Source organism: Streptomyces sp. ICBB 8177, assembly GCF_003144095.1.
Lineage (GTDB): Bacteria > Actinomycetota > Actinomycetes > Streptomycetales > Streptomycetaceae > Streptantibioticus_D.
In genome coordinates this window covers 1,002,948-1,026,098 of sequence record NZ_NSKH01000018.1, presented here as the reverse complement: position 1 = coordinate 1,026,098, position 23,151 = coordinate 1,002,948, and the positions used below count along the sequence as shown (strand labels likewise).

General features: G+C 73.6%; 20 protein-coding genes and 1 pseudogene. 5 read left to right on the top strand and 16 right to left on the bottom strand.

Annotated elements, in window-relative coordinates; translation table 11 throughout:
• Positions 1-205 precede the first annotated feature (205 nt).
• Positions 206-1,972 carry a 2-isopropylmalate synthase gene (gene leuA, locus CK485_RS13000; protein ID WP_109450099.1) on the bottom strand — a complete coding sequence of 589 codons (1,767 nt, stop codon included), beginning with the start codon at positions 1,970-1,972 and terminating at the stop codon, positions 206-208.
• A gap of 304 nt (positions 1,973-2,276) precedes the next feature.
• Here leuA and CK485_RS12995 point away from each other — a divergent pair, with 304 nt between their 5' ends.
• Together CK485_RS12995 and CK485_RS12990 are read left to right on the top strand one after the other, a co-directional pair.
• On the top strand, positions 2,277-3,425 hold the full coding sequence (locus CK485_RS12995; protein ID WP_109450097.1) for a M4 family metallopeptidase: 1,149 nt from the start codon (positions 2,277-2,279) through the stop codon (positions 3,423-3,425).
• 7 nt (positions 3,426-3,432) lie between these two features.
• A complete protein-coding gene (locus CK485_RS12990) occupies positions 3,433-3,687 on the top strand; it encodes a protealysin inhibitor emfourin (protein ID WP_109450095.1) in 255 nt (84 codons plus the stop codon).
• Between the two features lie 75 nt (positions 3,688-3,762).
• On the opposite strand, the gene era is transcribed toward CK485_RS12990, so the two are convergent.
• The 6 genes from era to CK485_RS12960 all read right to left on the bottom strand — a co-directional run bounded on the left by era (position 3,763) and on the right by CK485_RS12960 (position 9,339).
• Positions 3,763-4,704: a GTPase Era gene (gene era / locus CK485_RS12985; protein WP_109450093.1), complete on the bottom strand. Its 942-nt coding sequence runs from the start codon at positions 4,702-4,704 to the stop codon at positions 3,763-3,765.
• Positions 4,705-4,765: 61 nt separating this feature from the next.
• Positions 4,766-5,122 (bottom strand): cytidine deaminase, encoded by a 357-nt coding sequence (locus tag CK485_RS12980; protein ID WP_109452906.1) that lies wholly within the window; start codon positions 5,120-5,122, stop codon positions 4,766-4,768.
• Positions 5,123-5,169: 47 nt separating this feature from the next.
• The gene (locus CK485_RS12975; protein ID WP_241968450.1) at positions 5,170-6,525 is read right to left on the bottom strand and encodes a hemolysin family protein; all 1,356 of its coding nucleotides are present in this window, start codon (positions 6,523-6,525) and stop codon (positions 5,170-5,172) included.
• Complete coding sequence (gene ybeY, locus CK485_RS12970; RefSeq protein WP_109450089.1) at positions 6,522-7,019, bottom strand: rRNA maturation RNase YbeY; 498 nt, start codon at positions 7,017-7,019, stop codon at positions 6,522-6,524. Before ybeY ends, CK485_RS12975 begins: the two co-directional genes overlap by 4 nt.
• A gap of 11 nt (positions 7,020-7,030) precedes the next feature.
• Entirely contained in the window at positions 7,031-8,092 is a 1,062-nt protein-coding gene (locus CK485_RS12965; protein WP_109450087.1) for a PhoH family protein, read from the bottom strand.
• A gap of 161 nt (positions 8,093-8,253) precedes the next feature.
• Complete coding sequence (locus CK485_RS12960) at positions 8,254-9,339, bottom strand: PfkB family carbohydrate kinase (RefSeq protein WP_241968322.1); 1,086 nt, start codon at positions 9,337-9,339, stop codon at positions 8,254-8,256.
• A gap of 167 nt (positions 9,340-9,506) precedes the next feature.
• Here CK485_RS12960 and CK485_RS12955 point away from each other — a divergent pair, with 167 nt between their 5' ends.
• Entirely contained in the window at positions 9,507-10,820 is a 1,314-nt protein-coding gene (locus CK485_RS12955; RefSeq protein WP_109450083.1) for a 6-phospho-beta-glucosidase, read from the top strand.
• A gap of 50 nt (positions 10,821-10,870) precedes the next feature.
• On the opposite strand, the gene CK485_RS12950 is transcribed toward CK485_RS12955, so the two are convergent.
• The 8 genes and pseudogenes from CK485_RS12950 to hrcA form a co-directional block, all read right to left on the bottom strand.
• Positions 10,871-11,866: an adenosine deaminase gene (locus CK485_RS12950; RefSeq protein ID WP_109450081.1), complete on the bottom strand. Its 996-nt coding sequence runs from the start codon at positions 11,864-11,866 to the stop codon at positions 10,871-10,873.
• 81 nt (positions 11,867-11,947) lie between these two features.
• Positions 11,948-12,862: a ribonuclease Z gene (locus CK485_RS12945; RefSeq protein WP_109450079.1), complete on the bottom strand. Its 915-nt coding sequence runs from the start codon at positions 12,860-12,862 to the stop codon at positions 11,948-11,950.
• A gap of 18 nt (positions 12,863-12,880) precedes the next feature.
• Complete coding sequence (locus CK485_RS12940) at positions 12,881-13,240, bottom strand: histidine triad nucleotide-binding protein (protein WP_109450077.1); 360 nt, start codon at positions 13,238-13,240, stop codon at positions 12,881-12,883.
• Between the two features lie 221 nt (positions 13,241-13,461).
• Positions 13,462-16,731 carry a S41 family peptidase gene (locus CK485_RS12935; RefSeq protein WP_109450075.1) on the bottom strand — a complete coding sequence of 1,090 codons (3,270 nt, stop codon included), beginning with the start codon at positions 16,729-16,731 and terminating at the stop codon, positions 13,462-13,464.
• A 110-nt stretch (positions 16,732-16,841) separates the two neighbouring features.
• Entirely contained in the window at positions 16,842-17,588 is a 747-nt protein-coding gene (locus CK485_RS12930; protein WP_109450074.1) for a 16S rRNA (uracil(1498)-N(3))-methyltransferase, read from the bottom strand.
• Positions 17,585-17,752 (bottom strand): annotated as a pseudogene (locus CK485_RS12925) (nitronate monooxygenase); the annotation flags it as partial. The gene CK485_RS12930 and the pseudogene CK485_RS12925, both read right to left, overlap by 4 nt.
• Before the next feature lie 147 nt (positions 17,753-17,899).
• The gene (gene dnaJ / locus CK485_RS12920; RefSeq protein WP_109450072.1) at positions 17,900-19,039 is read right to left on the bottom strand and encodes a molecular chaperone DnaJ; all 1,140 of its coding nucleotides are present in this window, start codon (positions 19,037-19,039) and stop codon (positions 17,900-17,902) included.
• Positions 19,040-20,056 carry a heat-inducible transcriptional repressor HrcA gene (hrcA, locus tag CK485_RS12915; protein ID WP_109450070.1) on the bottom strand — a complete coding sequence of 339 codons (1,017 nt, stop codon included), beginning with the start codon at positions 20,054-20,056 and terminating at the stop codon, positions 19,040-19,042.
• Positions 20,057-20,329: 273 nt separating this feature from the next.
• On the opposite strand from hrcA, the gene CK485_RS12910 reads away from it, so the two are divergent.
• Together CK485_RS12910 and CK485_RS12905 are read left to right on the top strand one after the other, a co-directional pair.
• On the top strand, positions 20,330-21,016 hold the full coding sequence (locus CK485_RS12910) for an MBL fold metallo-hydrolase (RefSeq protein ID WP_241968449.1): 687 nt from the start codon (positions 20,330-20,332) through the stop codon (positions 21,014-21,016).
• A 14-nt stretch (positions 21,017-21,030) separates the two neighbouring features.
• Positions 21,031-21,840 (top strand): DUF3097 domain-containing protein, encoded by an 810-nt coding sequence (locus tag CK485_RS12905; RefSeq protein WP_109450066.1) that lies wholly within the window; start codon positions 21,031-21,033, stop codon positions 21,838-21,840.
• A 5-nt stretch (positions 21,841-21,845) separates the two neighbouring features.
• Here the strand turns inward: CK485_RS12905 and hemW are convergent, their stop codons facing one another.
• Positions 21,846-23,078, bottom strand: a complete 1,233-nt coding sequence (gene hemW / locus CK485_RS12900) for a radical SAM family heme chaperone HemW (RefSeq protein WP_109450064.1) — start codon at positions 23,076-23,078, stop codon at positions 21,846-21,848.
• Positions 23,079-23,151: the final 73 nt, after the last annotated feature.

Below are 23,151 nucleotides of genomic sequence, written 5' to 3'. Positions count from 1 at the left end.
ACGGAGGGCGACGTGACGTTTACGCGTCCATGACGAAACATGACGCAACGTGACGTAATGCTCCGGCAACGCTGCCGTGTTGGAGTGATGTTAGCCACACCGAGGGGCTCCGTCAGTACCGCGTACGGGTTCCGGTCGGAAAACGGCCCCGGCGCCCCGCTGCGACAGGGGGGCCGGGGCCGTCGGCGCGCCGGGGAGTTCCGGGTCAGCCGCGCGTGGCGCGGTTGACCGCGGAGACCACCGCCTTGATCGAGGCGCGGGTGGTGTTGGGGTCGACGCCGATGCCCCACAGCACCTTCCCGTCGATGGCGCACTCGATGTACGAGGCGGCCTGGGCGCTGGCGCCCTCGCTCAGGGTGTGCTCGCAGTAGTCCAGCACCCGGGCGTCCACGCCGATGCCGGTCAGCGCGTCGACGAACGCGGAGATCGGGCCGTTGCCGGTACCGGTCAGCACGGTCTCGACGCCGTCGACCACGGCCTCCACGGTGAGCGCGTCGGCGCCGTCGCTGCTGGTGGAGGTCTGCGCGCTGCGCAGCGCGATCCGGCCCCAGGCGGCGCCGTCCACCGGCAGGTACTCGTCCTGGAAGACCGACCAGATCGCGGCCGGCGTGACCTCGCCGCCCTCGGAGTCGGTCTTGGCCTGGATGATCTTCGAGAACTCGATCTGCATCCGGCGCGGCAGGTCCAGCTTGTGCTCGTTCTTCAGCACGTAGGCGACACCGCCCTTGCCGGACTGGGAGTTGACCCGGATGACCGCCTCGTAGGAGCGGCCCACGTCCTTGGGGTCGATGGGCAGGTACGGCACCGCCCACTCGATCTCGTCCACGCCCCGGCCCTGGGCGGCCGCGTCGGCCTCCAGCGCCTCGAAGCCCTTCTTGATGGCGTCCTGGTGGGAGCCGGAGAAGGCGGTGTAGACCAGGTCGCCCGCGTAGGGGTGGCGCGGGTGGACCTCCATCTGGTTGCAGTACTCGGCGGTGCGGCGGATCTCGTCGATCTGCGAGAAGTCGATCATCGGGTCGACGCCCTGGCTGAACAGGTTCATGCCCAGCGTGACCAGGTCGACGTTGCCGGTGCGCTCGCCCTGGCCGAACAGGCAGCCCTCGACGCGGTCGGCGCCGGCCATGACGGCCAGCTCGGCGGCGGCCACCGCGGTGCCGCGGTCGTTGTGCGGGTGGACCGACAGGCACACGTGCTCGCGGCGCGACAGGTTGCGCGACATCCACTCGAAGCGGTCGGCGTGCGTGGAGGGGGTCGAACGCTCCACGGTGGCGGGCAGGTTGAGGATGATCTCGCGGCCGTCCTCGGGCTGCCAGACGTCCATCACGCCCTCGCAGATCTCCAGGGCGAAGTCCAGCTCGGTGTCGGTGAAGATCTCCGGGCTGTACTGGTAGCCGAAGACCGTCTCGTCGCCCAGGATCTTGTCGGCGTACTCCATCACCAGCCGGGTGCCGTCCACCGCGATCTGCTTGATCTCCTCGCGCCCGCAGCGGAAGACCACCCGGCGGAAGAGCGGCGCCGCCGCGTTGTACAGGTGGACGGTGGCGCGCGGGGCGCCGCGCAGCGACTCCACCGTGCGCTCGATCAGTTCCTCACGGGCCTGGGTCAGGACGGAGATCGTGACGTCCTCGGGGATCGCGCCGTCCTCGATGATGGAGCGCACGAAGTCGAAGTCGGTCTGCCCGGAGGAGGGGAAGCCGACCTCGATCTCCTTGTAGCCCATGCGCACCAGCAGGTCGAACATGGCGCGCTTGCGGGCCGGGGACATCGGGTCGATCAGCGCCTGGTTGCCGTCCCGCAGGTCGGTGGAGAGCCAGCGCGGCGCCTTGGTGATCCGCCGGTCCGGCCAGGTTCGGTCCGGGATGTCGACGGCCTCGTACGGGCCGTAGCGGTGGATCGGCATGCCGGAGGGGCGCTGCCGCACGGTGGCGGCGGTGACGGGCGTGGGGCGGCCGACGGGGGCGGGACTGCTCATGCGGGAGGCTCCTGGAGTCGTGTGGCTCGTAGGACGGCCGACGGCGGCGAGATCGCGCAGCACCGAACTCCGCGGGGAGGGGGTCGGCCTCGACTACAGGCCCTCACCGCGGCGGCTAAGGAGAAGCAGCCCGCATCGCATGATGGGGAAGCCTAGCCGAGAGGTCCTGCGACGCCCAGCGCAAGCCCGGTCCCTCTCAGTATGCAAGACACGAAAGCAACCCCAACCGCCCGGAATCCACTCCATCCCGTCAATTTCTGCCACGGATAGTGACAACTCGACTACAGGGTGCGACATTTCACTCATGGACTCACTCACCGATCCCCCGCACGCGACCGGCCACGACGCCCGCTCCCGCTCGTTCTGCTCGATCGTCCCCCCGCACCTGCTCCACCACCTCGCCCGGTCCGCCGACCCCGAACTCCACCTGCCCGCCCGCCTGTCGCTTGAGCTGGACGCCGCGCACCGCAGCCGCCGCCGGGTCGCCGGTCACGCGGCGGTGGCTCCGGAGGCGATCGCCGCCCGCGCCGACGACACGCCGAAGCGCACCATCTACGACGCCCACCACACCCAGACGCTGCCCGGTTCCGAGGTCCGCGCGGAGGGCGCCGCCGCCACCTCGGACCCCCCGGTCAACCGCGCCTACGACGGCCTCGGCGCCACCTACGACTTCTACCTCTCCGCCTACGGACGCCACTCCGTCGACGGCGCGGGACTGCCGCTGAACGCCTCGGTGCACTACGGCAGGAAGTACGACAACGCCTTCTGGGACGGCAAGCAGATGGTGTTCGGCGACGGTGACGGCCGGATCTTCAACGACTTCACCATCGCCGTGGACGTCATCGGCCACGAACTCACCCACGGCGTCACGCAGTACACGGCGGGCCTCGACTACCAGGGCCAGTCCGGGGCGCTCAACGAGTCGGTCTCCGACGTCTTCGGCTCGCTGATCAAGCAGCGCCACCTCGGCCAGACCGCCGACCGGGCCGACTGGCTGATCGGCGAGGGCCTGCTCGCCAAGGGCGTGCACGGGGTCGCGCTGCGCTCGATGAAGGCGCCCGGCACCGCCTACGACGACCCGCGCCTGGGCAAGGACCCGCAGCCCGGCGACATGGCGCACTACGTCGACACCTACGACGACGACGGCGGCGTGCACATCAACTCCGGCATCCCCAACCACGCGTTCTACCTGCTGGCGACCGCGCTGGGCGGCTTCGCCTGGGAGCGCGCCGGCCGGATCTGGTACGACACGCTGACCGGCGGCCACCTCGCGCACGACGCGGACTTCGCCGCCTTCGCCGCGGCCACCGCCGCTTCGGCGCTGCACCGGTACGGTGACGGTGAGGAGCACCGCGCCGTGCTGGCCGCGTGGCAGGGCGTCGGCGTCACGCCGGCCGCGACCGGCGGTGCGGTGCCGCGTCAGGCGGGCGTGCCCGCCCCCACCACGGAGTGAGGACGCGATGCGGATATCGGTGACCAGGACGGGCGGCTTCGCGGGGCTGACCCGGCGCGGTGAGCTGGAGACCACCGGCCGGGCGGACGCGCCCCGGCTCGACTCGCTGGCCAGGGACGCGGTGGCGGACCGGACGAGGACGAGCGGGGCACCGGACGGATTCCGCTACGAGATCACGGTGGGCGACCGCACGGTACGGGTGGACGACCCGCACCTGAGCGAGGCCCAGCGGGCGCTGGTCCGGGCGGTCCTGGACTCCTGACCGGCGCCGGTGCGCGGGCGGTCCCGGCGGGGCCGCCCGCAAGCCCGTCGGCGTTGCGGTGCCGTCGGTGCGTCGTCAGAAGCCGAGCCTGCGCAGCTGCTTCGGGTCGCGCTGCCAGTCCTTGGCCACCTTGACGTGCAGGTCGAGGAAGACCGGCGTGCCGAGCAGCGCCTCGATGTGCTTGCGGGACTTGCTGCCGACGTCCTTCAGGCGGGCGCCCTTGGGACCGATGACGATGCCCTTCTGGCTGGGGCGCTCGATGTAGATGACGGCGTGCACGTCCAGCAGCGGCCGGTCCGCGGGGCGGTCCTCGCGCGGCAGCATCTCCTCGACCACCACCGCGATGGAGTGCGGCAGTTCGTCCCGTACGCCTTCGAGCGCGGCCTCGCGGATCAGCTCGGCGACCATGACCTGCTCGGGCTCGTCGGTGAGGTCGCCCTCCGGGTAGAGCGCGGGGCCCTCGGGCAGCAGGGGCACGACGAGGTCGCTCAGCAGCGCGACCTGATCACCGCGGACGGCGGAGACCGGCACGATCTCGGCCCACTCGATGCCGAGTTCGCGGCCCAGCTGGTCCACCGCGATCAGCTGCTCGGCCAGCCGCTCGGGGTCGACCAGGTCGGTCTTGGTGACGATGGCGATCTTCGGCGTCTTCCTGATCCCGGCCAGTTCCTTGGCGATGAACTTGTCGCCGGGGCCGATCTTCTGGTCGGCGGGCAGGCAGAAGCCGATGACGTCCACCTCGGCCCACGTGGTGCGCACCACGTCGTTGAGCCGCTCGCCCAGCAGGGTGCGCGGCTTGTGCAGACCAGGGGTGTCGACCAGCACCAGCTGGGCGTCCGGGCGGTGGACGATGCCGCGCACGGTGTGGCGGGTGGTCTGCGGCCGGTTGGAGGTGATCGCCACCTTCTGGCCGACCAGAGCGTTCGTGAGGGTGGACTTGCCCGCGTTGGGCCGTCCGACGAAGCAGACGAAACCGGCCCGGTGCGGGGCATCGACGGAGTGTGTACGAGCGCTCATGCGCACCATTCTCCCCGATGGGCGGGCGTGCGGTCGCCGCGTGCCCGCCCCGGCGGCCCGCTCAGGCGGTCTCGACGGCGGCCACGGCGCCGTCCGGGCCCGCCCGCAAGACCTTGGTGCCAGGCCCGCCCAGGTCCCGCACCGCGGCCAGGTCCTCCGCCGGGACCGACGCGGCCTCGGTGACGACGGCGGCGGCCTCCAGCGCTTTCGCACCGCTGGCGAACGCCATCGCGACGGCGGTGCGCAGCGCGCTCAGCGGCAGGGACGGCAGGAGTACCGAGCCCGCGACGTAGGTGCGCCCGGTCTCGTCCCGTACGGCCGCGCCCTCGGGAACGCCGTTGCGGGCCCGCGCGGAACGCGCCAGGGTGAGGATCTTGCGGTCTTCCGGGTCCAGGTCCACGGCTGCGCTGTCGCTCATGCGGGCGAGCATATCCGCGGCCCCGCGCCGCCCGCCCCGCACCCGCTTCAGCCCTCGTGCCGCACGCCCTCGTGCCGGGCGTGCTCCGCCTCCTCCAGCGCCTCCTGGGCCTCGGCCGCGTCCACCGGGGCGACCAGCACCGTGCCGATGCGGTTGCGGCGGCCCGCCGGGGTCTCCGCCGTCAGCCGCAGCGCGGCCGGGGCGGGCCCGGGGCCGGACGGCTCGGGCAGCGGGACGACCGCGCTGGCGCCCGGGATCGGCACCCGGCCCAGCGCCTTGGCCAGCAGGCCGCCGACGGTCTCGACGTCCTCGTCGTCCAGCTCGACGCCGTACAGCTCGCCGAGGTCGCCGATGTCGAGGCGGGAGGTGACCCGGTAGCCGCCGCCGTCCAGTTCCTCGACGCCGGGCAGTTCGCGGTCGTACTCGTCGGTGATCTCGCCGACGATCTCCTCCAGGATGTCCTCGATGGTGACGAGACCGGCCGTGCCGCCGTACTCGTCGACGACCACGGCGACGTGGTTGCGGTCGCGCTGCATCTCGCGCAGCAGGTCACCGGCGTTCTTGGTGTCGGGCACGAAGCTCGCCGGGCGGATCACCGTGGAGACCGGGTCGTTCTCCGTCTCGCGGTTGACGTGGACCCGGCGGGCGAGGTCCTTGAGGTAGACCATGCCCACCACGTCGTCCTCGTTCTCGCCGGTCACCGGGATGCGGGAGAAGCCGCTGCGCAGGGCGAGGGTGAGGGCCTGGCGGATGGTCTTGACGCGTTCGATCATCACCAGGTCGGTGCGCGGCACCATGACCTCGCGCACGATGGTGTCGCCGAGTTCGAAGACCGAGTGCACCATGCGGCGCTCCTCGTCCTCGATCAGCGAGTCCTTCTCCGCGAGGTCCACCAGCGCCCGCAGCTCCGCCTCGGAGGCGAACGGGCCCTGCCGGAAGCCCTTCCCGGGGGTGAGCGCGTTGCCGACGAGGATCAGCAGCTTGGGCACCGGCCCCATGACCCGGGCCAGCGGCAGCAGCACGTACGCGGCGGCGGTGGCCGTGTTCAGCGGGTGCTGGCGGCCGATGGTGCGCGGCGAGACACCCACGGCGACGTAACTGACCAGCACCATCACGCCGATGGCGACGACCAGGACTTCCCAGGTGTGGGCGAAGGAGCGGTCCGCGACGACGGTGATGAGCACCGCGGCCGAGGTCTCGCAGGCCACCCGCACCAGCAGCGCCACGTTGAGGTAGCGCACCGGGTCGGAGGCGACGGCCAGCAGCCGGTCGCCGCCGCGCCGCCCGGTGCGGGCGGCCTCCTCGGCGCGGAACCGGGAGACGCGGGCGAGACCGGCCTCCGCGCAGGCGGCGAGCCAGGCGACGACGATCAGCAGGACGCTTGCGACGATCACGGCGGTCAGTGGGTCGTGGGGGCCGGGGAGGGCCCCTCGACACCGCGCTCGGCGCGCCAGTCGTCCAGGATCGTCTTCTGCAGACCGAACATCTCGGCCTTCTCGCCCGGCTCCTCGTGGTCGTAGCCGAGCAGGTGCAACACGCCGTGGACGGTGAGCAGTTGCAGCTCCTCGTCCATCGAGTGCCTCGTCGGCGCGGCCTCGCCCTGCGCCTTGGCCACCTCGGGGCACAGCACGATGTCGCCGAGCAGGCCCTGCGGGGGCTCCTCGTCGTCCTTGCCCGGCGGACGCAGCTCGTCCATCGGGAAGGACATCACGTCGGTGGGTCCCGGCAGGTCCATCCACTGGATGTGCAGTTGTTCCATGGCGGCGGCGTCCACCACGATCACCGAGAGCTCGGAGAGCGGGTGGATGCGCATGCGCGCCAGGGCGTAACGGGCGGCGTCGAGCACCGACTCCTCGTCGATGTCCCAGCCGGACTCGTTGTTGACGTCGATCGCCATGTGGCCGTCGTTTACTTTCCGTCGTTCCTGGCGCGGCCGGTGCGGCCGCCGCCCTCGCCGCGGCCGGCGTCGAAGCCGCCGCGGCCGTCGTACGCCTCGTAGGCGTCCACGATCCGTCCGACCAGCTTGTGGCGGACCACGTCGGTGCTGGTCAGGCGGGAGAAGTGGACGTCCTCCACGCCTTCGAGGATCTGCTGGACCTCGCGCAGGCCGCTCTTGGTTCCGCCGGGCAGGTCGATCTGGGTGACGTCACCGGTGACGACGATCTTGGAGTCGAAGCCGAGGCGGGTGAGGAACATCTTCATCTGCTCGGCCGAGGTGTTCTGCGCCTCGTCCAGGATGATGAACGCGTCGTTGAGCGTGCGACCGCGCATGTAGGCGAGCGGGGCGACCTCGATGGTGCCCGCGGCCATCAGGCGCGGGATGGAGTCGGGGTCGATCATGTCGTGCAGCGCGTCGTACAGCGGGCGCAGGTACGGGTCGATCTTCTCGTACAGCGTGCCGGGCAGGAAGCCGAGGCGCTCGCCGGCCTCGACCGCGGGACGGGTCAGGATGATCCGGTTGACCTGCTTGGACTGGAGGGCCTGGACGGCCTTGGCCATGGCCAGGTAGGTCTTGCCGGTGCCGGCCGGGCCGATGCCGAAGACGACGGTGTGCTTGTCGATGGCGTCGACGTAGCGCTTCTGGTTGAGCGTCTTGGGGCGGATCGTGCGGCCCCGGTTGGACAGGATGTTCTGGGTGAGGACCTGTGCGGGGGTCTCGCCGCCCTCGCCGTCGTCGCTCCTGCGGAGCATGGCGATCGACCGCTCCACCGCGTCCTCCGTCATCGGTTGGCCGGCGCGCAGCACCAGCATCATCTCGTCGAAGAGCCGCTGCACCAGGGCGACTTCGGCCGCGTCCCCGGTGGCGCTGACCTCGTTGCCGCGCACGTGGATGTCCACGGCGGGGAAGGCGGCCTCGATCACGCGCAGGAGGGAGTCACCGGATCCCAGGACGGTGACCATGGGGTGCTTGGCCGGTACGACGAAGTGGGCGCGGGCCTGCGTCTGCTGCTGCGTCGGTGTCTGTGTCATGGGCCGGCTCTATGGCCTTCTCGTCCCGCCTTCGTCTCTTCGTCGCGCCACGTGGGCCTTGGGTACCAAGGGTACGACGGTACGGGGGTGGTGGCCGAGGGGTTTAGTGCCGCCGCGCCCGTGCGCGGTGCCCGTGCGCCGTGCCTCGCGTGCCGCGCCGCTCACGTGCGCCGGAAGCCGATCGTCGGCACCGCCCGCCGCAGCGGCCACGGCCTCGCCCCGGCCGGCAGCAGGCGGTCGAGGAACGCGTAGCGCCGCAGCGCCTCGCGGTCCTGGTCGTCGTAGGCCTTGGCGTGCTGCCACCAGGCGGCGATCTCGACCCATCCGGGGGCGGACAGCGAGCCGCCGAACTCCTGCACCGACAGCGCGGCCGTCAGGCTCGCGAAGGCCAGCCGGTCGGCGAGCGGCCAGCCCGCCAGCGTGCCGGTGACGAAGCCGGCCACGAACACGTCCCCGGCGCCGGTCGGGTCGAGTGCGTCCACCGTCAGCGCGGGCACGTCGGCGGTCTCGCCGCTCGCGGAGTCCACCGCGTACGCGCCCTCCGCGCCGAGCGTCACCACGGCCAGCGGCACCCGTTCCGCGAGCTTGGCGGCGGCCCGCCGGGGGCAGTCGGTGCGGGTGTAGCGCATCGCCTCGGCGGCGTTGGGCAGGAAGGCGTCGCAGTGCGCGAGGTCGGCGAGGTCGTCCGGGTCCCAGCGGCCCGACTCGTCCCAGCCGACGTCGGCGAAGACCCGGCTGCCGCGCCGGGCGGCGGTGGCGATCCAGTCCTGGCGGGTGCCGGGGGTGAGCGAGGCGACGCAGGCCCGGGCGGGCGGCGGGACCTGCGGAGCGGGCTCCTCGGGCGGCGGCGCCTCGTGGCCGTGGCTGACCATGGTGCGTTCGCCCTCGTACGCCATCGAGACGGTCACCGGGGAGTGCCAGCCGGGCACCCGGCGCGAGAGCGCGAGGTCGATGCCCTCGTCACGTTCCAGGCACTCCCAGCAGTGGTCGCCGTACATGTCGTCGCCGAAGGCCGCCGCCAGCGAGGTGCGCAGGCCGAGCCGGGCCAGCGCGGTGGCCATGTTGGCGATGCCGCCGGGGCTGGAGCCCATGCCGCGGGCCCACGACTCGGTGCCGCGCACCGGCGCGCTGTCGAGGCCGGTGAAGATGATGTCCAGGAACACGGTCCCGGTCAGGTAGACGTCCGTTGCGGGATCGCCGGGGCCGCGCAGCGCGGCGAGCGGGTCGAGGGCGGACGGGACGGCCACGGCGGTGCTCCTTCCGGCGCGGCCCGGACGCCGGTCGGCGCCCGGGGCGGATGGCCTGGTGCTGGACACTGTGCCTGATGACGGCGGTACGTGGGTGACGGCACGATGACAGCGGGGCCCGGCGTCACCGGTGCCCTTCGCGCGCATCGTGGGAAGGCGGTGTCGGAGTGAGGTTGACGATCCTGGGCGGCGGGGGTTTCCGGGTACCTCTGGTGTACCGCGCTCTGCTCGACGGCGGATCCGTCTCGGAGCTGACGCTCTACGACGAGGACCGCACGCGGCTGTCGGTGATCGCCTCGGTGCTGGCCGCGCAGGCGGCGGGCGCGCCGCGGGCCCCCTCGGTGCGGATCGCGACCGGTCTCGACGAGGCGCTGCGCGGCGCGGACTTCGTCTTCTCCGCGATCCGGGTGGGCGGCATGGCGGGCCGGGCGGACGACGAGCGGATCCCGCTGTCCGAAGGGGTGCTGGGCCAGGAGACCGTGGGCGCGGGCGGCGTGCTGTACGGGCTGCGCACGCTGCCGGTGGCGCGCCGGATCGCCGAGCGGGTGGCGGCGGTGGCCCCGGACGCCTGGGTGATCAACTTCACCAATCCGGCGGGCATGGTGACCGAGGCGATGCGGGCGGTGCTGGGCGAGCGGGTGATCGGGATCTGCGACTCGCCGGTGGGCCTGGTGCGGCGGGCGGCCCGGGCGGCGGGCGCGGACCCGGACGCCGTGTCGTACGACTACGTGGGGCTCAACCACCTGGGCTGGCTGCGGCGCCTGGAGGACGGCTCGGGGCGGGACCTGCTGGCGGGGCTGCTGGCGGACGACGCGGCGCTTGGCGCCTTCGAGGAGGGCAGGCTCTTCGGTCCTGAATGGCTGCGCGCGCTCGGTGCGATCCCCAACGAGTACCTGCACTACTACTACTTCACCCGGGAGGCGCTGGCGGCGGCGCGCTCGGGGGAGGCGACGCGCGGGGAGTTCCTGGCCGGGCAGCAGGCGCGGTTCTTCTCCCGCGCGGCGGCGGCCCCGGAGCGGGCGTACGAGCTGTGGGAGGGCACCCGGCTGGAGCGCGAGGAGACCTACATGGCCGACAGCCGCGCGGCGTCCGGCGGCTGGGAGCGTGACGCGCTCGACCTGGAGGGCGGCGGCTACGACCAGGTGGCGCTGGCGCTGATGCGGGCGATCGCCCGGGACGAGCGCACCCGGCTGATCCTCAACGTCCGCAACGGCGGCACGGTCGCCGCGCTGGACGACGACGCGGTCGTGGAGGTGGTCTGCGAGGTCGGCGCGGACGGTGCCCGGCCGCTGCCGGTGGCGCCGCCCGACGAGCACCAGGCGGGGATGATGCTCGCGGTCAAGGCGGTCGAGCGGGCCACCATCGCGGCGGCGGACAGCGGTTCGCGCCGTGACGCGCTGCGCGCGCTGGCGCTGCACCCGCTGGTCGACTCCGCGGCGGTGGCGGCCCGCATCCTGGACCGGTCGGGCGCGCGGGCGTAGCGGGCGGCCGGTACTGAGCCGCCGGACCGCCCGGCGCGGGGTCCGGCGGCTCAGCCGAACTCGTGGGCGGCGACCTGCTCCAGGTAGGCCCGGCGCCGGGTGTCGTCCAGGAACGCGGCGCGGAAGGAGTTGGCGGCCAGGTCGCGCAGCGTCTCGTCGTCCAGCCCGAGCGCGTCGCGCACGGCGGTGAAGTTGTCGTCCGCGTAGCCGCCGAAGTAGGCCGGGTCGTCGGAGTTGACGGTGACCAGCAGCCCGGCGGCGAGCATGCGCGGCAGCGGGTGGTCCTCCAGCCGGTCGACCGCCCGCAGCCGCACGTTGGACAGCGGGCACACGGTCAGCGGAATCCGGTCGCGCACCAGCCGCGCGACCAGCTCCGGGTCCTCCAGCGAGCGCAGGCCGTGGTCGACGCGCTCGACGCCGAGCAGGTCGAGCGCCTGCGTCACGTACTCCGGCGGGCCCTCCTCGCCCGCGTGCGCGACCCGGCGCAGGCCGAGGGCGGCGGCGCGGTCGTAGACCTCGCGGAACTTCTCCGGCGGGTTGCCGACCTCGGCGGAGTCCAGCCCGACGCCGATGATCCGGTCGAGGTACGGGGTGGCCGCCTGGAGGGTCTCCAGGGCGGAGTCGGCGGACTCGTCCCGCAGGAAGCACATGATCAGGGCGGTGCTGACGCCGTACCGCTCCTCGCTGTCGTCCAGCACCCTGGCCAGGCCTCCGATGACCGTGCCGATCGGCACGCCGCGCGAGGTGTGCGCCTGCGGGTCGAAGAAGATCTCGGCGTGCCGGACGCCCTGCGCGGCGGCGCGTTCCAGGTAGGCGCGGGCGAGGTCGGCGAAGTCGTCCTCGGTGCGCAGCACGGCCATCAGTTCGTAGTACAGGTCCAGGAAGGACTGGAGGTCGGAGAACGAGTAGGCCTCGCGCAGTTCCTCGGCCGAGCCGTACCGCAGTTCCACCCCGTTGCGTCCGGCGAGCCGGAAGGCGAGTTCGGGTTCGAGCGTCCCTTCGATGTGCAGGTGGAGCTCGGCCTTGGGGATCGGTGCACTAGCCATCTGATCATCGTACGCCCGGATTCGTCGGGGCACCGTACGCCGCGAGCGCGGTCGCGGCGTACGGTCGGCGGAGCGCGGACGTCACGACGCCCAGCGGCGCTTGGGCACCGGCACGCGGTCCAGGTCCCTGGCGATCGTCAGCCGGCCGGTGAAGCCCGCGTCCCTCGCCTCGCGCTCGAACGCGGTCGCGTCGGGGTAGCGCTGGGAGAAGTGCGTGAGCACCAGGTGCCGCACGCCCGCCCCGGCCGCGACCCGCGCCGCCTGCTCGGCGGTGAGGTGGCCGTGTTCGTGGGCCAGCTCCGCGTCGGCGGCGAGGAAGGTGGACTCGATGACGAGCAGGTCGCACCCGTCGGCCAGCGCGTGGACCCCGTCGCACAGCCGGGTGTCCATGACGAACGCGAAGCGCTGGCCGGGGCGGGGCGCGCTGACGTCGGCGAGCGTGACGCCGCCGACCACCCCGCCGCGCTGCAACTCCCCCACCGCGGGGCCCGAGATGCCGTGCTCCGCCAGCCGCTCCGGCAGCATCCGGCGGCCGTCCGGCTCGACGAGGCGGTAGCCGAAGGACTCCACCGGGTGCGACAGGCGGCGGGCTTCGAGGGTGAACGCGGCGGTGGTGGCGATGACGCCGTCCGCGGCGACCGGGGCCTGGGTGAGCGCGACGGTCTCGCGGTAGGCGGTGGCGTACCGCAGCCGGTCGAAGAACCGCTCGCCGCTCGCCGGGTAGTGCGCGGTGATCTCGTGCGGCACCCGGTCGAGGTTGATCCGCTGGATCACCCCGGCCAGGCCCAGGCTGTGGTCGCCGTGGAAGTGGGTGACGCAGACGCGGGTCAGGTCGTGCGCGGCGACCCCGGCGTGCAGCATCTGACGCTGCGTGCCCTCGCCGGGGTCGAACATGATGCCCTCGCCGTCCCACCGCAGCACGTAGCCGTTGTGGTTGCGGTGCCGGGTGGGCACCTGGCTTGCGGTGCCGAGCACCACGAGTTCGCGCGCTGACATGACTGCCCGTCAGCTCGCTTATCCGGGAGGCCAGTTGAGGCCGCGACCGCCCAGGACGTGGGCGTGCGCGTGGAAGACGGTCTGGCCGGCGCCGGATCCGGTGTTGAACACCACCCGGTAGCCGGTGGCCTCCACCCCGTCGTGGACGGCGACCTCACGCGCCTCGCGCAGCACGTCCGCCGCGGCCTGCGGGGCCTCGGCGGCCAGCGTGGCGGCGTCGCGGTGGTGCTCCTTGGGGATCACCAGAACGTGGGTCGGCGCCTGGGGGTTGATGTCCCGGAAGGCGACCGTGGTCTCGGTCTCGCGGACGATGGTCGCCGGGACGTCCCCCGCGACGATCTTGCAGAACAAGCAGTCCGCCTGCGGCTCTCCCGCCACGGCAACGCCTCCCTTTCGAGGTCGCGGGCCCGGTGGGGACCCGCGGTCGTGGTGTGCGGTCCGGAGCCGGCCGAGGCGTCCCGCCGCGGAGCCCGGCCGCCGTCCCGGCGCATGCTATCGCCATGATCGGACCGGGCCCGCACCGGCGCGGCACGGCGGACCCGTACCGGCGCGGCACGGGTGGGCCCGCACCGGCGCGGCACGGGCCCGGTCCGCGCGCCTCACACCTCGGGCAGCGCGGGAGCCGACCTGGCCGGGGTGGCGGCCAGCGCCTCCAGGGCGAGGCGGATGGCGGTGTCCAGTTGCGGATCGCGGCCCGCCGCCCAGTCCTGCGGTGTGTGCGGCACCTCGACGTCCGGGTCGACGCCGTGGTTCTCCACGCCCCAGCCGTAACCCTCCATCCAGGTCGCGTACTTGGGCTGGGTGACGGCGGTGCCGTCGACCAGTCCGTAGCGCGAGTCGATGCCGATGACGCCGCCCCAGGTGCGGGTGCCGACGACCGGGCCGAGGCCCAGCGCCTTGATGGCCGCGTTGACGATGTCGCCGTCGGATCCGGCGAACTCGTTGGCGACCGCGACGATCGGGCCGCGCGGGGCGTCCGCCGGGTAGCTGGTCGGGCGCATGCCGCGCGGCACGTCCCAGCCGATGATCTTGCGCGCCAGCTTCTCCACCACCAGCTGCGAGGTGTGGCCGCCGCGGTTCTCCCGCAGGTCCACCACCAGGCCCTCGCGGACGACCTCGACCCGCAGGTCGCGGTGGAGCTGGGCCCAGCCGGAGCCCACCATGTCGGGCACGTGCAGGTAGCCCAGGCGGCCGCCGGACTGCCGGTGCACGTGGGCGCGGCGGTCCGCGACCCAGTCGTGGTAGCGCAGCGCGTCCTCGTCGGCGAGCGGCACCACGACCACGGCCCGCGGCTCACCGCCGGCCGCCGGGCGCACCGTCAGCTCCACCGGCTTGCCCGCGGTGCCGATCAGCAGCGGGCCGGGGCCGGTCAGCGGGTCGACCCGGCGGCCGTCGACCGCCACCAGGGCGTCGCCCGCGCGCACCGCGACGCCCGGCGCGGCCAGCGGGGAGCGCGCCTGCGGGTCGGAGGTCTCGGACGGCAGCACCCGGTCCACCCGCCACACGCCGTCCGCGTCCCGGGAGATGTCGGCGCCCAGCAGGCCCTGCCGGTGCAGCGCGTCGCCGTGTCCGCCGCGGGGCGAGACGTAGGCGTGCGAGGTGCCCAGTTCGCCCTGGAGCTCCCACAGCAGGTCGACCAGGTCGTCGTGGGTGGCCAGCCGGTCCACGACCGGGCGGTAGCGCTCCAGCACGCCGTCCCAGTCGACGCCGCCCATGTCGGCCCGCCAGAAGTTGTCGCGCATCAGGCGGCCGGTCTCGGCGAACATCTGCCGCCATTCGGCGGCCGGTTCGACGGTGACGCGCACCCGTGACAGGTCGACGGTGACGCTGTGGTCGTCGTCGTCATCGGAGGTCTTGGAGTCGGCCGGGACCACCCGCAGCTTGCCGCCGCAGGACAGCAGCAGCCGCTCGCCGTCACCGGTGACCTCGAACTCGTCGACGTCGTCGGCGATGTCGTCCGACCGCAGCCGGTCGAGGTCGTAGCGCTGGAGCGCGCTGACCGGCGGCTCGGCCTGCGGGGTGGCGAGGGCCGAGCCCAGCACCCCGGCGAGCGGGTGCCGCAGCCACAGCACGCCGCCCCTGGCCACCTTCAGGTCGCTGTAGCGGGCCGCCTCCACCGGGAACGGCACGATGCGGTCGGCGAGTCCTTCGAGGTCGACGCGGGTGACCGGGGCGCGGCGCGGCTCGTCGCCGCCCGCCGCCTGGCCCGGGCCGGCCTCGCCATCGCCCGGCTTGTCGCCGCCGTCCGCCTTGTGGTCGTCGTCCCCGCCGCCGAACGCCCTGCCGTGCCGCTGCGGGCCGAACGGCGAGGGGGTGTCGGCGGCCAGCGTGATCAGGTGCGGACGGCAGGCGTTGGGGAAGGACAGGTCGAAGACGTGGGCGTCGTAGACCGGGTCGAAGGCCCGCTCGGACAGGAACGCCAGGTGCTTGCCGTCGGCGGTGAACGCGGGCGAGAAGTCGTTGAACCGCAGCGGTGTCGCGTCGGCGACGGCGAGGGTCGCGGTGCTGGCGATGCGCAGTTGCCGCAGCGGCTCGGGGCCGGGCTGCGACCAGGCCAGCCAGCCGGAGTCCGGCGAGAACGCCAGCCCGCTCGCGTCGCCGTCCTCGCAGGTGGAGACCGTGCGCACCTCACCGGTCTCCGGGGCGACCAGCAGCACCCGGCCGTCGTGCGAGGCGATCGCGATGTGCCGGCCGTCCGGGGAGACCTCGAGCTCCAGCACCCGGCCCAGCCGCCCGGCGGCCAGCCGCAGCGGCTCGGTGCCCTCGCGCACCCCGGTGGCGGGCGCGAACTCCAGCGCGTCCTCGCCCTCGGCGTCGGTGACCCACACGACCTGCGGTTCGCCGTCGCCGCCCTTGCGGTAGGTACGCGGCAGCCTGGCGCGCACCCCCGGCTCGGCGGACAGCGCGCGGGCCGGGCCCTCGCGGTGGGTCAGCCAGTGGATGGTGCCGCGCACCTCGACGGCGCTGCCCCGGCCGCTGTGGTCGGGGCTGGCCCCGCCGAGGTGGTGGGCGGCGCGGACCGGATAGGGCTGCACGTCGGTGCGCTGCCCGCCGAGCCGGATGTCCAGCGGGCGCGGCTCGGCCCCGTCCAGGTCGTCCAGCAGGTGCAGCACGCCCGCGGCGGTGTACGCGACGCGGGTGCCGTCGGTGGCCGCGTGGCGGGCGTAGAAGCCGTCCAGCGGGGAGTGCCGCCGCAGGTCGGAGCCGTCCGGCAGGCTGGAGTAGAGCGCGCCGGTGCCCTCGTGGTCGGAGAGGAAGGCGATGCGGTCGCCGACCCACATCGGGCACTCGATGTTGCCGTCGAGCCCGGTGTGCACCCGCTCGAAGGTGCCGTCGCCGTCGCGGTCCAGCCACAGCTTGCCCGCGGTGCCGCCCCGGTAGCGCTTCCAGTACGCGGCCTCCCGGCCCATCAGGGCGCTCAGCAGCAGCACCGCGTCGCCCGGCCCGTACGCCAGGTCGCCGACGGGCCCGTAGGGCAGCAGCCGTGCCGGGCCGCCGTCCACCGGCAGGACGCGGGCCCAGGTGCGGCGCGCGGTGGCCTGCCCGGCCGGGCTGATCGCGACGACCTCGCCGTCCGGAGTCCAGCCGCTCACCTGCGTCCTGAACGCCCCCCAGTACGTCAGGCGCCGCACCGGCCCGCCGTCGACCGGGGCGAGGTGGACCTCGGGGGCGCCGTCGCGGGTCGAGGCGTAGGCGACGTGCTCGCCGTCCGGCGAGATGCGCGGGCGGGACACCGGTACGTTGTCCGCGCTGACCCGCCAGGCCCTGCCACCGCCGTCGATCGGCGCCAGCCAGACGTCGTCCTCTGCGGTGAAGGCGATCAGGTCGCCGTGCGGATGGGGATTGCGGAGGTAGGAAGGCTGCGTCACGCACGCAACCCTAGTGTCGTGCTTCCTCTCGCGACGACCCCTTTGCCGATCACGGCCCCGCAAGTGTGCACGTGACGGGGCCGGTTCGGCCCCCGCGGCGTCCGGCCTGGTCAGCCCCAGCGCCCCGTGCGGCCGAGCAGCAGAGCGGTGGCCGCGACGCCGGCGGTGGAGGTGCGCAGCACGGTCGGCCCGAGCCGGTACGCGCCCGCCCCGGCCGCCTCGAACGCCGCCAGTTCCTCGGGGGCCACGCCGCCCTCGGGGCCGACGACGAGGACGATCTCGCCGCGTTCCGGCAGCCGGGCCCCGGCCAGCGGCGCGCTGCCCTCCTCGTGGAGCACGGCCGCGAACGCCGCGCCGGACAGCAGCTCCGCTACCTGACGGGTCGTCATGAGGTCGGCGACGTCGGGGAACCTCAGCCGCCTGGCCTGCTTGCCGGCCTCCCGGGCGGTGGCACGCCACTTGGCCAGTGCCTTGGCGCCGCGTTCCGCCTTCCACTGGGTCACGCAGCGCGAGGCGGCCCACGGCACGATCGCGTCCACGCCCGCCTCGGTCATCGTCTCCACCGCCAGTTCGCCCCGGTCGCCCTTGGGGAGCGCCTGGACGACGGTGATCCGGGGTGCGGGCGGCGGCTCCTCGACGCGGCGCACCACGGTCAGTTCGAGGCGGTCCTTGCCCTCGACCGCGGTGACCGTGCCGACGACGGCGGTGCCCTCGCCGTCCGTGAGGACGACCTCCTCGCCGGTGCGCAGGCGGCGCACCGATACGGCGTGGCGGCCTTCCGGCCCGGACAGGGTGATCGACTCCCCGGGGGCCGCGGTCACGTGGCCGGGTTCGGTGACGAAGACGGGGGCGGTCACGGGCGGGCCGCCCCGGTGGGCGCGTGGGTCAACTCGGCGCGAGCGCAGGCCAGTTCGGCGTCGAGCTCGGCGACCACACGGGCGGCGGGCAGCTCGCGGGCGAGCCGGTGGCCCTGGCCCGCCCGCAGTGCCATCGCCTCCGGGTCCCCCGCGGCGGCCAGCGCCGGGCAGGAGGCACCGCCGGCCATGGGCGCCTGGATCACCGGCGTGCTCACGAGGTCGTTCAACGCGGCCATGGGGACATCGTGCCATGGCCGCGCCCGGTCCCGAGGCGGGGGCGCACCCCCGGCCCGGGACCGGGCACCGGGCGGCTACCGCCCGTTGAACGCGTCCTTCAGCCGCGAGAACAGGCCCTGCTGCCCGGGCTGGAAGTGGCCGGACGGCCGCTCCTCACCGCGCAACACGGCCAGCCTGCGCAGCAGTTCCTCCTGCTCGGGGTCGAGCTTGGAGGGCGTCTGCACCTCGACGTGGACCACCAGGTCGCCGCGTCCGCCGCCCCGCAGGTGCGTGATGCCGCGCTGGTGCAGCGGGATCGACTGGCCGGACTGGGTGCCGGGGCGGATGTCCACCTCGTCGAGCCCGTCCAGCGTCTCCAGCGGGACCTTGGTGCCGAGCGCTGCGGCCGTCATCGGGATGGTCACGGTGCAGTGCAGGTCGTCGCCGCGCCGCTGGAAGACCGAGTGCGGCAGCTCCCGGATCTCCACGTACAGGTCGCCCGCCGGACCGCCGCCCGGGCCGACCTCGCCCTCGCCGGCGAGCTGGATGCGGGTGCCGTTGTCGACGCCCGCCGGGATCTTGACGGTCAGCGTGCGGCGCGAGCGGACCCGGCCGTCACCGGCGCACTCCGGGCAGGGGGTGGGCACGACCGTGCCGAAGCCCTGGCACTGCGGGCAGGGGCGGGAGGTCATGACCTGGCCCAGGAAGGACCGGGTGACCTGGGAGACCTCGCCGCGGCCGCGGCACATGTCGCAGGTCTGCGCCGAGGTGCCGGGGGCCGCGCCCTCGCCGTTGCAGGTGCCGCAGGTGACGGCGGTGTCGACCTGGATCTCCTTGGTCGTCCCGAAGGCCGCCTCGTCCAGCTCGATCTCCAGCCGGATCATCGCGTCCTGGCCGCGCCGGGTGCGCGAACGCGGTCCGCGCTGCGACGCCTGGCCGAAGAAGGCGTCCATGATGTCGCTGAAGTTGCCGAACCCGGCCCCGAAGCCGCCCGCGCCGGCGCCGCCGCCCCCGGACGCCGACAGCGGGTCGCCGCCGAGGTCGTAGACCTGCTTCTTCTGCGGGTCGGAGAGGACCTCGTAGGCGGCGTTGATCTCCTTGAACCGCTCCTGGGTCTTCGGGTCGGGGTTGACGTCCGGGTGCAGCTCGCGTGCGAGGCGGCGGAACGCCTTCTTGATCTCGTCCTGGCCCGCGTCGCGTCGTACGCCGAGGACCGCGTAATAGTCCGTCGCCACTTACGACTCCGCCAGGATCTGTCCGACGTACCTCGCCACTGCGCGTACCGCTCCCATCGTTCCGGGGTAGTCCATACGGGTCGGGCCGACCACGCCGAGCCTGGCGACCGCTTCGTCGCCCGAACCGTAACCGACGGCGACGACCGACGTGGAGTTCAGTCCCTCGTGGGCGTTCTCGTGCCCGATGCGCACCGTCACGCCCGCGTCCTTGACCTCGCCGAGGAGCTTGAGCAGCACGACCTGCTCCTCCAGCGCTTCAAGGACCGGGCGGATGGTGAGGGGGAAGTCGTGGTTGAACCGGGTCAGGTTGGCCGTGCCGCCGAGCATGATGCGCTCCTCGGTCTCCTCGACCAGCGTCTCCAGCAACGTGGCCAGGACGGTCGAGACCGAGGCGCGGTCGTCCGGCTCGAAGGAGTCCGGCAGGTCCTGCACCAGCGAGGGCACGTCGGCGAACCGGCGCCCCACCACCCTGCTGTTGAGCCGCGCCCGCAGGTCCGCGAGCGACGTCTCACCGAACGGCCCCGGGCAGTCCACGAGCCGCTGCTCGACCCGGCCGGTGTCGGTGATCAGCACCAGCATCACCCGTGCGGGGGCGAGCGAGAGCAGTTCGACGTGACGCACGGTCGAGCGGGTCAGCGACGGGTACTGCACGACCGCCACCTGACGGGTGAGCTGCGCCAGCAGTCGCACGGTGCGCGCGACCACGTCGTCCAGGTCGACGGCGCCGTCCAGGAAGTTCTGGATCGCGCGGCGCTCGGCGGAGGTCAGCGGCTTGACGCCCGCGAGCCGGTCGACGAAGAGCCGGTAGCCCTTGTCGGTCGGGATGCGGCCCGCGCTGGTGTGCGGCTGGTGGATGAAGCCCTCCTCCTCCAGCACCGCCATGTCGTTGCGGATCGTCGCGGGTGAGACGCCGAGCCGGTGCCGTTCGGTGAGCGCCTTGGAGCCGACCGGCTCCTCGGTGCCCACGTAGTCCTGGACGATGGCGCGCAGCACTTCGAGCCTGCGTTCACTCAGCATTCGCGCGCACCTCCAAGCCGTAAGTGTCTGGCGAGCCGTAGGGTCCGGCTGCTGGCACTCACCGGTTCCGAGTGCCAGGTTCTCCGGAGCCAGTGTACGGCGCGGTGGCAAGACCCCGGCAAGGGCGGCTCTCCCCCGTCCGCGCAGCCACGGTACCGCGCGCGTGGCGGGGTGCCTGCGGATAGCGTCGTGCCTGTGGACAACAGTTGGGAAGACCAGGGAGGGTCCGGGGTCCCGGGGGGTCCGGGCGGCGGCCCCGACGGATGGGAGCGGCTGGCGCCCGGTGTGGCCCGGCGGCGGCTGCCGTTCCTCGACGTGACGATCGGGGTGGTGGTCGGCACGGACGGCGTGCTGGTGGTCGACACCGGCTCCACGGTGCGCGAGGGCGAACTGCTGAGCCGCCAGGTGCGGGAGCTGACCGGCCGCGAGGCCACCGGCGTCGTCCTCACCCACGCCCACTTCGACCACGTGCTGGGCACGGCGGCCTTCCGCCCGCACGTGCGGGTGTACGCGGACAGGGCGCTGGACGGCGTGCTGGAGCGGGAGCGCGACGACCTGCGGGAGACCGCCGTACGGCTGGGCGTGGACCCCGGCGAGGCGGCCGAGGCGGTCGCGGCGCTGGTCCGCCCGCACGTGCTGGTGGACGGGCGGCACGACCTGGACCTGGGCGGCCGTGAGGTGCGGCTGGTCACCGTCGGCCCCGGCCACACCGGGCACGACCTGGCCGTGGTGGTCCCCGGGACCCCCACGGTGGTCTTCTGCGGCGACCTGGTCGAGGAGTCCGGCGACCCGCAGGCGGGCCCGGACGCCGTGCCGGACGCCTGGCCGGGCGCGCTGGACCGGCTGCTGGAGCTCGGCGGCGAGACGGCGGTCTACGTGCCGGGGCACGGCTCTTGCGTGGACGCCCGCTTCGTCCGCGAGCAACGCGACGTGCTGGCCCGGCGGTTCGGCGTGGCGTAGGTAGCATCTGGCCCATGCGCAGCAGGAGTTACGGACCCGACCTGACCCCGCCGTGGAAGCGGACCGCGCCCGCGCCCGAGGTGGCGGCCGAACGCGACCTGGTCGTGGAGGAGGTCGCCACCGGCTTCTGCGGCGCGGTGACGGCCTGCGAGGCGGGCACCGTGACGCTGGAGGACCGCTTCGGCAAGCTGCGGGTCTTCCCGCTGGAACCGCGCGGCTTCCTGCTGGACGGCAAGACCGTCACGCTGGTGCGCCCGGCGGCCGCGTCCGCGCCGCGCGGCCCGAGGCTGACCGCGTCCGGATCGATCGCCGTCCAGGGCGCCCGGGCCCGGGTGGCCCGCGCCGGGCGGGTCTACGTCGAGGGGCGGCACGACGCCGAGCTGGTCGAACGCGTCTGGGGCGACGACCTGCGGATCGAGGGCGTGGTCGTGGAGTACCTGGAGGGGGTGGACGACCTGCCCGCGATCGTCGCCGAATTCTCCCCCGCGCCGGACGCCCGCCTCGGCGTCCTGGTCGACCACCTGGTGCCCGGCAGCAAGGAGTCCCGCATCGCCGCCCAGGTGACCGGCGACGACGTGCTGGTCGTGGGCCACCCGTACATCGACATCTGGGAGGCGGTGAAGCCGTCCTCCGTCGGCATCCCCGAGTGGCCGAGGGTCCCGCGCGGCCAGGACTGGAAGACGGGCGTGTGCGCTGCCCTCGGCTGGCCCCTCGACACCCCCGCCGCCTGGCGCCGCATCCTGTCGAACGTCAACTCCTACAAGGACCTCCAGCCCGAACTCCTGGGCCGGGTGGAGGAGTTGATCGACTTCGTCACGGGGTAGGCGGATCAGTCCACGAGATCTCTGACCACCGCGTCCGCGAGGAGGCGGCCCTTCAGGGTCAGGACGGCTCGGCCCTGGGCGTAGGGGGCCGGGGACAGCAGGCCGTCGGCTACCGCTCGGGCCGCGGCGCGGGCGCCGGGCTCGTGGAGGAGGGTGAGCGGGCAGCCATCGGACAGGCGCAGTTCCAGCAGGACGCGCTCGACCCTGCGGTCCTCGTCCGACAGCAGTTCGCGGCCCGCTCCGGGGGACCGGCCCTCCGCGAGCGCCGCCGCGTACGCGCCGGGGTGCTTGACGTTCCACCAGCGCACGCCGCCGACGTGGCTGTGCGCCCCCGGGCCCGCGCCCCACCAGTCCGCGCCGCGCCAGTACAGCTCGTTGTGGCGGCAGCGCCCGGCCCGCGTCGTCGCCCAGTTCGACACCTCGTACCAGCCGAAGCCCGCCCCCGACAGCGCTTCCTCCGCCATCAGGTAGCGGTCGGCGTGCACGTCGTCGTCGGTGGGCGGGATCTCGCCGCGGCGGATGCGGCGGGCCAGCTGGGTGCCCTCCTCGACGATGAGCGCGTACGCGGAGACGTGGTCGGGCCCGGCGGCGATCGCGGCGTCCAGCGACGCCCGCCAGTCGTCGTCGGACTCCCCCGGGGTGCCGTAGATCAGGTCCAGGTTGACGTGCGCGAACCCGGCCGCCCGCGCCTCGCCGACGCAGGCCTCGGGGCGGCCCGGGGTGTGGGTGCGGTCCAGCACCTTCAGCACGTGCTGCCGGGCGCTCTGCATGCCGAACGAGATCCGGTTGAAGCCGCCGTCCCGCAGCCACTCCAGGTAGCCGGGGTCGACGGACTCGGGGTTGGCCTCCGTGGTGACCTCGGCGCCCTCCGCGAGCCCGAACTCCTCCCGGATCGCGGCCAGCATCCGGCCCAGGTCCTGAGCGGGCAGCAGGGTGGGCGTGCCGCCACCCACGAAGACCGTCTCGACCGGACGCGGGTCGTCACCGAGGACCTTGCGGGCGAGCCGGATCTCGTCGATCAGGGTGTCGGCGTAGTTCTCCCGCGAGGCGAGGACCCCTCCGGAGCCGCGCAGCTCGGTGGCGGTGTAGGTGTTGAAGTCGCAGTATCCGCAACGCGTTGCGCAGTACGGAACATGCAGGTAGAAGCCGAGCGGACGGGAGGCGGAACCGTCCAGCGCGGACGGCGGCAGCGAGCCGTCGGCGGGAACGGCTTCGCCGTCGGGAAGAGCGGAGGGCATGCGTCCATTGTCCGGCATCCGCGCGCCGTTGCGGCCGGCCCCGGGGCGGAGCGGGGCCAGGGCGGGACCGGGG